The organism is Nocardioides panacihumi (assembly GCF_039530925.1).
In the GTDB taxonomy this organism is placed as follows: domain Bacteria; phylum Actinomycetota; class Actinomycetes; order Propionibacteriales; family Nocardioidaceae; genus Nocardioides; species Nocardioides panacihumi.
In genome coordinates this window covers 459,592-469,267 of sequence record NZ_BAAAPB010000002.1, presented here as the reverse complement: position 1 = coordinate 469,267, position 9,676 = coordinate 459,592, and the positions used below count along the sequence as shown (strand labels likewise).

The 9,676-nt window shown below is 71.8% G+C and carries 10 protein-coding genes; 5 read left to right on the top strand and 5 right to left on the bottom strand.

What is annotated here, in order from left to right:
• Positions 1–45: 45 nt before the first annotated feature.
• The 3 genes from rbfA to ABD205_RS11370 are packed head-to-tail and all read left to right on the top strand — an operon-like array spanning position 46 to position 2,333.
• The gene (rbfA, locus tag ABD205_RS11380) at positions 46–504 is read left to right on the top strand and encodes a 30S ribosome-binding factor RbfA (RefSeq protein ID WP_344044937.1); all 459 of its coding nucleotides are present in this window, start codon (positions 46–48) and stop codon (positions 502–504) included.
• Positions 501–1,373 (top strand): tRNA pseudouridine(55) synthase TruB, encoded by an 873-nt coding sequence (gene truB, locus ABD205_RS11375; RefSeq protein WP_344044936.1) that lies wholly within the window; start codon positions 501–503, stop codon positions 1,371–1,373. The genes rbfA and truB overlap by 4 nt, the downstream gene beginning before the upstream one ends.
• Before the next feature lie 21 nt (positions 1,374–1,394).
• Complete coding sequence (locus ABD205_RS11370; protein WP_344044935.1) at positions 1,395–2,333, top strand: bifunctional riboflavin kinase/FAD synthetase; 939 nt, start codon at positions 1,395–1,397, stop codon at positions 2,331–2,333.
• Positions 2,334–2,495: 162 nt separating this feature from the next.
• Here the strand turns inward: ABD205_RS11370 and ABD205_RS11365 are convergent, their stop codons facing one another.
• From ABD205_RS11365 to ABD205_RS11345, 5 genes are all read right to left on the bottom strand, one after another.
• Positions 2,496–3,305 carry an ABC transporter permease gene (locus ABD205_RS11365; protein ID WP_344044934.1) on the bottom strand — a complete coding sequence of 270 codons (810 nt, stop codon included), beginning with the start codon at positions 3,303–3,305 and terminating at the stop codon, positions 2,496–2,498.
• Positions 3,302–4,219, bottom strand: a complete 918-nt coding sequence (locus ABD205_RS11360; RefSeq protein ID WP_344044933.1) for an ABC transporter ATP-binding protein — start codon at positions 4,217–4,219, stop codon at positions 3,302–3,304. The genes ABD205_RS11365 and ABD205_RS11360 overlap by 4 nt, the downstream gene beginning before the upstream one ends.
• 87 nt (positions 4,220–4,306) lie before the next feature.
• The gene (locus ABD205_RS11355) at positions 4,307–5,011 is read right to left on the bottom strand and encodes a L,D-transpeptidase family protein (protein ID WP_344044932.1); all 705 of its coding nucleotides are present in this window, start codon (positions 5,009–5,011) and stop codon (positions 4,307–4,309) included.
• A gap of 53 nt (positions 5,012–5,064) precedes the next feature.
• Positions 5,065–5,706: a LuxR C-terminal-related transcriptional regulator gene (locus ABD205_RS11350; protein ID WP_344044931.1), complete on the bottom strand. Its 642-nt coding sequence runs from the start codon at positions 5,704–5,706 to the stop codon at positions 5,065–5,067.
• Entirely contained in the window at positions 5,658–6,830 is a 1,173-nt protein-coding gene (locus ABD205_RS11345) for a sensor histidine kinase (RefSeq protein ID WP_344044930.1), read from the bottom strand. The genes ABD205_RS11350 and ABD205_RS11345 overlap by 49 nt, the downstream gene beginning before the upstream one ends.
• Before the next feature lie 141 nt (positions 6,831–6,971).
• On the opposite strand from ABD205_RS11345, the gene ABD205_RS11340 reads away from it, so the two are divergent.
• Positions 6,972–9,152, top strand: a complete 2,181-nt coding sequence (locus ABD205_RS11340) for an MMPL family transporter (protein ID WP_344044929.1) — start codon at positions 6,972–6,974, stop codon at positions 9,150–9,152.
• 143 nt (positions 9,153–9,295) lie between these two features.
• Positions 9,296–9,571, top strand: a complete 276-nt coding sequence (rpsO, locus tag ABD205_RS11335) for a 30S ribosomal protein S15 (RefSeq protein ID WP_344044928.1) — start codon at positions 9,296–9,298, stop codon at positions 9,569–9,571.
• Positions 9,572–9,676: the final 105 nt, after the last annotated feature.

Below are 9,676 nucleotides of genomic sequence, written 5' to 3'. Positions count from 1 at the left end.
GAGGCGCGAAGATGCGCCGACTCGGCGGAATGAGAGAGTGAGAGCATGACCAGTCCACGCGTGCGCAAGATCGCCGATCGGATCCAGGTGATCGTCGCGCAGATGCTGGAACGCCGCATCAAGGACCCGCGACTCGGGTTCGTCACCATCACCGACGTCAGGGTGTCCGGCGACTCGCAGCAGGCGAGCATCTTCTACACCGCGATGAGCGACGACCCGACGGCGCTCGACGCGACGGCCGCGGCGCTGGAGTCCGCCAAGGGGCTGATCCGCTCCGAGGTGGCCAAGCAGCTCGCCATGCGGCACGCCCCGTCGCTGGAGTTCATCCACGACGCCCTGCCGGAGACGGCCCGTCACCTCGACGAGGTGCTCGCCCGCGCCAAGGCGCAGGACGAGGCGGTCGCCGCGACCCGCGGGTCGGCGTACGCCGGTGACGAGGACCCGTACAAGAAGCCTCGTGAGGACGAGGACGACTGGGACGAGGACGTCGAGGACGACGAGTGACGGAGCCTGGCCTCGTCGTCGTCGACAAGGCAGGTGGGATGACCTCGCACGACGTGGTCGCCCGCGTCCGCCGGCTGGCCGGCACCCGCAAGGTCGGCCACGCCGGCACGCTCGACCCGATGGCCACCGGCGTGCTGGTCCTCGGGGTCGACCGGGCGACCCGCCTGCTCGGACACCTGATGCTCACCGAGAAGGCGTACGACGCGACGGTCCGTCTCGGCCAGAGCACGAACACCGACGACGCCGAGGGCGAGACGCTCGCCACCGCGTCGACGGACCATCTCGACGGCGAGGCGATCCGGGCGGCTTTCGCCGGCCAGGTCGGCGACATCGAGCAGGTGCCGACGACCGTCAGCGCGATCAAGGTCGACGGCAAACGCGCCTACGCGCTGGCACGTGCGGGGGAGAGCGTCGAGCTCGCGGCCCGGCCGGTGACGATCCACGAGCTCGCCGTGCACGCCATCCGGCGGGAGGGAGCGGTCACGGACGTCGACATCTCCGTCCGGTGCTCGAGTGGCACGTACGTCCGCGCCATCGCCCGCGACGTCGGCGCGACGCTGGGCGTCGGGGGGCACCTGACGGCGCTGCGGCGCACGGCGGTCGGGCCCTACGGCGTCGACATGGCACACACGCTCGAGGAGCTCGGCGAGGAGTTCGCCGTGCTCCCGATCGCGGACGCGGCGCGGGCCGCCTTCGCGTCGTACGACCTCGACGAGGAGCAGGCCCGCGACGTCCGGGTCGGGCGCAGGCTCGCGCTCGGGCTCGCCGGGCTGACCGCGGTGTTCGCGCCTGACGGCGCCTTTCTCGCCCTGTACGAGCCGACGGCCGATGCGTCCGTCGCTCGACCCGTCGCGGTGTTCACCGGCTAAGGCTCGCTAGAGTCTGACCTCGTGCAGCTGTGGCGATCGCTCGACGAAGTGCCGTCCGACCTTGGCCGGACGGCCGTCGTCATCGGGAACTTCGACGGCGTGCACCTCGGTCACCAGCACGTGCTCGCGACAGCGCGTGCGAAGGCTGACGAGCAGGGGCTGACCCTCGTCGCCGTCACGTTCGACCCGCACCCGATGGCGGTCCTGCGCCCGGAGCACGCTCCCACCAGCCTCACCACGATCGAGGTGCGCGCCGCGCTTCTCACCCGCCACGGCGCGGACGCCGTCCTGGCGCTTCCGTTCGACCGTGACATGGCGTCCTGGACGCCGGACGAGTTCGCCCAGCGGGTGCTGATCGACGCCCTGCACGCCCAGGTGGCGGTGGTGGGCGCCAACTTCCGGTACGGCAACCGCGCCGCCGGCGACGTCGCCTGTCTCGCGGCGTTCGGTGCCGGTCACGAGATGGCGGTCGAGGGCATCCCGCTCGACGGCGGTCCGCAGGTCTGGTCGTCGACGTACGTCCGCACGTGCCTCGCCGCCGGCGACGTGGCCGGAGCGGCGGAGGCTCTCGGTCGCCCGTACGCGGTCAGCGGCGTCGTCGTCAAGGGCGACCAGCGTGGCCGCGAGCTCGGGTTCCCCACCGCCAACGTGCCGACCGAAGCGCTGACCGCAACCCCCTCGGACGGTGTGTACGCCGGCCGGCTGACCCGCCTCGACACCGGCGAGCGCTACCCGGCGGCCATCAGCGTCGGCGTGAACCCGACCTTCGACGGTGTCATCACCCGCCGGGTCGAGAGCTACGTGCTCGACCGCACCGACCTGGAGCTCTACGGCGTCGAGGTGGTCGTCGAGTTCGTGGAGCGGCTGCGCGGGATGGAGGCGTTCGGCTCCGTCGAGGACCTGGTCGACCAGATGGGTGCCGACGTCGACCGCGCGCGTGCCCTCCTCGCCCACCCCTGACCCCGAGACGTCAATCCCCACGGCCCGAGAGGTCAATCCCCACGGCCCGAGAGGTCAATCCCCACGGCCCGAGACGTCAATCCCCACGGCCCGAAACGTCAATCCGTCCGGCATTGCGGAACGGATCGACCGCTCGGGCCGTGGGGATTGACGTCTCGGCGGCTACTTGACCTCGGCTCGCATCAGGGTGCGGAGGCCGATCGCGAGGGGCAGCACGAGCCAGATCAGCGTGGTCACTCCGAGCTGGGCCCACTCCTGCCGGCTCATGTCGTCGTAGAGGTTGCCGGAGGCCCAGGTCAGGTCGAACCAGCCCACGTGCTGGTGCCACCAGTCGTTGGCGTTGGTGAGCGCACCGGACACGCCCGGCAGGACCAGCGAGTAGACGAAGTAGCCGACGATCGCGGCCGGCGAGCTGCGAAGCAGGACACCGAGCATGAAGCCCATCAGCATGCCGATCTGGTCGGCGAGGACGATCTGGCCGAACTGCGTGGCGGAGATGTTCCACGTCTGGTCGACACCGGCGAGCGCGCTGCCGACGACGTTGCCGACGGCGCCGACACCGAGCGCGACCAGCATGGAGACCACGCCGATGCCGACGGTCAGCAGCCCCTTGGCCCCGATCACCCGGGCCCGGCTCGGCACCAGCGTGAAGGTGGTGAGCGCGCTGCGCTGGCTCCACTCACTGGAGACCGCCAGCACGGCGACCATCGGGAGGATCACCGTCATCGGGACACCCACGGCGGAGCCGAAGGCGCCGTAGTCGATCTGGTCCTTGGGGGCGAACAGGATGACCGCGCCGGTGGCGAGGACGGCCAGGATGAGGATGCTGGCCATCAGCCAGAAGCCCGAGCGGGTGTCGAACATCTTGCGCAGCTCGACGCCGAGGATCCGGTGGAACGGGATCCGGGCGGGGACGGCGCGATCGCGGGCCGGCGTACGGACGTCGGTGGTGTTGAGGGTTGCGGTGGTCATGCCGCTGTTCCTTCCTGGGGTGCGAGGTGGTCGCGCTGGCTCTCGGCGGTGAGGGCCAGGAACATCTCCTCGAGCCCGGCGCCGTCGGCGGCGCGCAACTCGGTGAGGGGTACGCCGGCCGCGAACGCCGCCTGTCCGACGACCGCGAGCTGCGCGTCGGCGAGGAGGGCGCCACGGTCGGCGGCGGTGTGGCCGATGCCGGCGGTGGTGAGAGCCCCGGCGAGCGCGGCCGCGTCGGCGGCCCGGACGAGCGTGCCGCCGGCGGCGAGCAGCTCGTCCTTGGTGCCCTCGGCGACGATCCGGCCGTTGCCGATCACCACGAGGTCGTCGGCGATGACCTCGATCTCGTGGAGCAGGTGTGAGGACAGCAGCACGGTCCCACCCTGGTCGGCGAAGCCGCGGAGCAGGTCGCGCATCCAGCGGATACCCGCCGGGTCGAGGCCGTTGGCCGGCTCGTCGAGGATGAGCACCTCGGGATCGCCGATGAGGGCGACGCCGATGCCGAGACGCTGGCGCATGCCGAGGGAGTAGTTGCGCACCCGGCGGCCGGCCTCGCTCTCGGTCAGGCTGACCCGTGCGAGCGTCTCGTCGACGCTTCCCTTGGGCAGCCCCATCGTGCGCTGCGCGATGGTCAGGATCTCCCGGCCCGTGCGGCCGGCGTGCTGGGCGGATGCGTCCAGGAGCACGCCGACCTCGCGGCCGGGGTTGGGCAGGTCAGCGAAACGACGACCGAGGATGGTCGTCGTCCCGGAGCTGGCCTCGGTGAGGCCGACCATGACCCGCATGGTGGTGGACTTGCCGGCCCCGTTCGGGCCGAGGAAGCCCGTGACGCGACCGGGCTCGGCGGTGAACGAGACATCGTCCACGGCCGTGAAGCCGGCGTGCTTCTTGGTGAGGGACTCGACGTTGATCATGCCCGGAAGCCTCGCCGAACCGGTGCCGAGCGCGCGTCGGGCAGGCCCCCGGAACGGACCCTGAGCCGCCCCTGAGACGGGCCGGGGTCAGAGGTGCTGGACGACTCGGGGGTTCGCCGCGGGGCGCAGCCACCGCACCAGCCAACGCATGTTGCGCGGGTTGCCGACCTGGGTGCATCCGGCGGTCGGCGCCCAGCGGTGGCCGGGCTTGGAGGTGTGGTAGAAGATGCCGCTGCCCTTTCCGGCCACCGGCTGAGGGCCCTGCCGCGGCGTCAGCCGGACGTGGTTGTAGTCGACCACCCAGCCCCAGCGCATCGACGGCCGATCGCCGCTGCGCACTCCGGGCACCTCCAGCCAGGTGTTGTAGTCGGGGCCGGGGGTGTCGCTGACGATCGAGGTCGGCCTCCGGCGCCGCCAGGGCATCGGCCCGGGCGCCCTCGTGCCGGTCGTGAACGTCACCTTGATGTCGTAGACGCCGACGGGGGAGCGGCGATCACCCTCGCGCTGCTTGCCCCAGCCCTTCGAGCCGATGGTCGAGCGGAACTGCCGCACGAGCCGCCAACGCCCGGCGTCCTTCTGCCACGCCTGGGTGACGCTGCAGTACACCTTGCGGCACCAGCGCCGGCTGGAGATGGTCCGCACGACCTGGGTCGTGCCGGCGGGCACGGCGCTCGCGAAGGCAGGTACGCCGGCTGTCGACCCCGTCGTCACCGCTGCGCGGGCCGGTCCGGCCGGTGCAACCAGGTCCACCGCGAGGAGCAGTCCGGCGACCAGAAGTGCGAGACGGGTCATGACCCCGATCGTGTCACTCCGGGCGCCGGCTCGCACCCGTCGACGGTGGGCGGCTAGACCCGGAGCCACGCCAGCACCGCACGGACCCGCCGGTGGTCGTCCTCACCGACGGGCAGGTCCAGCTTGGTGAAGATGCTGTTGATGTGCTTGAGGACCGCCTTCTCCGTCACCGACAGGCGTGCCGCGATTGCCGCGTTGGAGCGGCCCTCGGCCATGAGGGCCAGCACCTCGCGCTCGCGCGCGGTCAGCCGGTCGAGGGGCTCCTCGCGGCGGCGGGCCATGACGGTCGCCACGACCTCGGGGTCGAGCACCGTGCCGCCCGCGGCGACCCGGCGTACGCCGTCGACGAACTCGGCGACGTCGGCGACCCGGTCCTTGAGCAGGTAGCCCACGGCGCCGACGCCCGAGGCCAGCAGCTCGCGGGCGTAGAGGTGCTCGACGTACTGCGAGAGGACCATGACCGGGAACCCCGGTCGCTTCTCGCGGACCGCGATGGCGGCCCGCAGGCCCTCGTCGGTCTGCCCCGGCGGGAGACGGACGTCGAGCACGGCCGCCTCGGCCTCCGGGTCCTGCAACGCCACGTCGAGGGCAGGGGCGTTGTCGACCGCGTGCAGGATCGTGAAGCCACGGTCGCTGAGGAGCTGGATCAGGCCGGCGCGGAGGAGGGCGTTGTCTTCGGCGAGGACAAGTCGCACGGAACCTCCAGGGTGACGATGGTCGGTCCGCCTTCGGGACTCGACAGGGCCATCGTGCCGTCGAACGCCGCCAGCCGACGCATCACCCCCAGCATGCCGGTCCCCGCATCGGGGGAGGCCCCGCCGCACCCGTCGTCCCCGACCACCGCCCGGAGCCGTCCGTCCCGATGGGCGAGGCCCACCCAGGCGCGCGCCGCACCGGAGTGCTTGCCGATGTTGGCGAGGCACTCGGCGACTCCGAAGTACACGGCCGACTCGACCGGCGCCGGGGGGCGCCCGGGAAGGTTGATCTCGACGTCGACGGGGACCGCCATGTCGAGCGCGAGGGCCTGGACCGCGCCCCCGAGCCCCCGGTCGGCCAGCACCGGCGGATGGATCCCACGAACGACCGACCGCAGGTCCGCGATCGCGGTGGCCGTCGTCTCCCGCGCGTCCTCGACCAGCTGCCGGGCCTTGGCAGGGTCCTCGTCGAACGCCTCCTGCGCCATGCCGAGGCTCATCGACAGCGCGACCAGCCGCGCCTGGGCGCCGTCGTGCAGGTCCCGCTCGAGTCGGCGCAGCTCGGCGGCCGAGTGGTCGACGAGGTCGGCGCGGGTCTCGGTCAGCACCTGCACGCGCTGCTCGAGCCGCTCCGTGCGGCTGTAGGAGAGGAAGAAGCGGTCGAGCACGGACCGGGCCTGCATCAGCGGAGCGGCGGCGTACCACCAGATGAACCACGTCACCACGGCGGCGAGCAGCAGCACGACCAGCAGTGACAAGGCGAAGCCGAGCGTGCTCGCGACCAGCAGCCAGCCCAGGTCGCGCCAGGTCATCGGGTCGACGACGACGACCCGGAGCCGGGCCATCGGGCCGCCGTCCGGGAGCGGTCGGTAGGGATCCGGCAGTCGCTGGCCGAGGACCCGTCCAGCCATCCGCCGGTGCAGGTTCGCGACGGCCCGGGTGACCGGGACGAGGGCGACCAGGATGGCGAGCCCGACCCACACGATGGTGAGCACGCCGCCGACCACCCAGAGCACGAACAACAGGATCATCGGCACCGCGAGGAGCACCTGCAGGCCGGCGTACGCCGTCAGCCGTCCCCGTCCCACAGGTGGCCGCTCAGCTTCGGGCAGCTCGGTCGTCATACCTCTCATCCTCCCGCGCCGTGGCGCCGCGCGCGGTGGTGCTGGCACCACCGCAGGACGGGTGCGCACGCCCCTGACGGCGCCATCTGCCCTCCGCGACGGTGGAACCACCCTGCCCCGCCCACCCCGAAGGAGACAGCGATGGGCAACCCACTCACCTCCATCCCGATGCGGGCCGCGACCTGGAGCGCCCGCCACCCCTGGCGTGCGATCCTCGCGTGGATCGCCCTCGTGGCGGCCTCGGTCGTCGCCGCCATCCTGGTCTCGACCGTTCACACGACCGACGCCGACTACCGGCGTGGAGAGTCCGGCCGGGCCGACCAGATGCTCGCGCAGGCCGACCTGACGGCCCCGCCCGTGGAGAACGTCCTCATCTCGCCGACCGCCGCCGACGCGTCCGGCGGCCTGGCCGGGGCACGGACGGCCGCCGCCGAGATCGCGGCGCGTGCCGGCGCCCTGCCGCACGTCACCCGGGTCGCGGACCCGGTGGTCAGCCAGAGCGGCGACGCGCTCCTGCTCCCGGTCGAGCTGGCCGAGGGCACCGACGACGTCGCAGACCTCCAGAAGGTCGTCGCCGCCGCGCAGCGCGCCCACCCTGACCTGTCGGTCCGCCAAGCAGGCGACGTCTCCATCGACCAAGCGATCAACGACCGGGTCTCGGAGGACCTCGGCTCGGCTGAGAAGACGAGCCTGCCGGTCACCCTGGTGCTGATGCTGCTCGCGTTCGGCGCACTGATCGCAGCCGGCATCCCGGTGCTGCTGGCCGGGACCAGCGTCGCCGCGACGATCGGGATGATGGCGCCCGTCTCGCACCTGGTCCACATGGACCTGAGCGTCTCCAGCATGATCGTCCTGATCGGCATGGCGGTCGGGGTCGACTACTCGCTCTTCTACCTCAAGCGCGAGCGCGAGGAGCGACAGGCCGGCCACACCACCCTCGACGCGGTCGCCATCGCCGCGAGGACGTCGGGCCACTCGATCCTGGTCTCCGGCGGCGCGGTGATCGCCGCCATGGCCGGCCTGTTCCTGGTCGACGACGTCACCTTCAACTCCCTCGCCGTCGCCTCGATCCTCGTGGTCGCCGTCGCGGTGATCGGATCGATCACGGTACTCCCGGCGCTCCTCGTCGTCTTCGGCCACTGGGTCGACCGTCCTCGGGTTCCGCTGCTGTGGCGGCTCAACCGGCGCCTCGGCGCCGGTGCGATCAGCGGGCGACTCCTGCGGCCCGTGCTGCGTCGCCCGGCCATCGCGCTGGCCGTCGTCGGTGTCGCGGTGGCGGCACTGGCGATCCCGGCACTCGGGATGCGCACCCACTCCGCCACGCTCGAGACCCTGCCGCAGGACATTCCCGAGGTCGCGACCTACGCCGAGCTCCAGCGCGCCTTCCCGAGCGACGGCTCCGCCGTGGTGTCGGTCGTCGTGCGCAGCGACGGGAGCGACCCGGCCGCGCTCCGCTCCGGGCTCGACCGGCTGGTGCGCGACGCGGTCGCGACCGGTGACTTCACCGAGCCCTCCTCGCCGGCGCAGACCTCGCGCGACGGGCGGACCACGGTGCTGCGCCTCGGCATGCCGTACGACGAGTTCGACGACCGCGTCCCCGCGGCGGTGCGCGAGCTGCGCGCCGACGTGCTGCCGCACGCGCTCGCCGGTGTCCCGGGGATCGAGCACGCCGTCGGAGGTGGCCCTGCCCAGACGCTCGACGACGCCGACCACCAGCACGGCCGGCTCGCGCTCGTGATCGGCTTCGTGCTGCTGCTGACGATGCTCATCATGGCCACGACGTTCCGCAGCCTGGTGCTCGCCGGGGTCTCGACGCTGCTCACCCTGCTGTCCGTGGGCGCGGCGTTCGGCGTGATGACCCTCGTCTTCCAGCACGGCTGGTTCAGCGGCGCCCTCGGGTTCACCACGCCGGGCTTCGTCATCAACTGGATCCCGCTGTTCGTCCTGGTCGTCCTGGTGGGGTTGTCGATGGACTACCACGTCTTCGTCATCAGCCGGATCCGCGAGCTGGTCGATCGCGGCTACCCGACCAAGGTCGCCGTGGAGCGCGGGATCACCGCGAGTGCCGGGGTGGTGACGTCGGCGGCCGCGGTGATGGTCTCGGTGTTCGCGTTGTTCGCCGGGCTCTCGATGATGGAGATGAAGATGATGGGCGTCGGCCTGTCGGTCTCGATCCTGCTCGACGCCACGCTCGTCCGGCTGGTCCTGCTGCCCGCGGCGCTGACGATCCTGGGGGAGCGGGTCTGGTGGCCGCGCCGGGTCGGCACGCCGGGGACCGTCGTGACCGAGCCCGAGCCGGCGTACGCACGGCTCGGATCCTGAATTGGGCTCCTGGCGGAGCCGCGGGATAGAGTTCTGCGGTTGCCTTCCGGCAGCGAATGCACAGCCGTGAAACGGCCGCGGACCAAGAGTGCCCCGGTGAACAGGCCCGGGCGCGCCGCGCAGCGAGACGAGAGGAGCCCTCCATGGCGGTTGGAACCGACGCGGAGACCAAGAAGAAGATCATCGCCGAGTACGCCACGAACGAGGGTGACACCGGCTCGCCCGAGGTTCAGATCGCGCTGCTGTCGCACCGCATCGGCCACCTCACCGAGCACCTCAAGCAGCACAAGCACGACCACCACAGCCGTCGTGGCCTGCTGCTGCTCGTCGGCCAGCGTCGTCGTCTGCTCAACTACCTGCAGAAGACCGACATCAACCGGTACCGCTCCATCATCGAGCGTCTCGGCCTTCGTCGTTGATCGCGACGTGAGTCTTCGTGTGCGGGCAGCCACCTTCGGGGTGGCTGCCCGTTCCGCATTTCGGGCACCGGCCCGATAGGCTGTCAACCGAAATCCGAGTCCGAA

Excerpts from the sequence above, each read along its gene's own strand:
- ABD205_RS11360 (WP_344044933.1), bottom strand. The coding sequence starts at position 4,219 with ATGATCAACGTCGAGTCCCTCACCAAGAAGCACGCCGGCTTCACGGCC.
- ABD205_RS11365 (WP_344044934.1), bottom strand. The coding sequence starts at position 3,305 with ATGACCACCGCAACCCTCAACACCACCGACGTCCGTACGCCGGCCCGC.
- ABD205_RS11355 (WP_344044932.1), bottom strand. The coding sequence starts at position 5,011 with ATGACCCGTCTCGCACTTCTGGTCGCCGGACTGCTCCTCGCGGTGGAC.
- rbfA (WP_344044937.1), top strand. The coding sequence starts at position 46 with ATGACCAGTCCACGCGTGCGCAAGATCGCCGATCGGATCCAGGTGATC.
- ABD205_RS11340 (WP_344044929.1), top strand. The coding sequence starts at position 6,972 with ATGGGCAACCCACTCACCTCCATCCCGATGCGGGCCGCGACCTGGAGC.
- ABD205_RS11345 (WP_344044930.1), bottom strand. The coding sequence starts at position 6,830 with ATGACGACCGAGCTGCCCGAAGCTGAGCGGCCACCTGTGGGACGGGGA.
- rpsO (WP_344044928.1), top strand. The coding sequence starts at position 9,296 with ATGGCGGTTGGAACCGACGCGGAGACCAAGAAGAAGATCATCGCCGAG.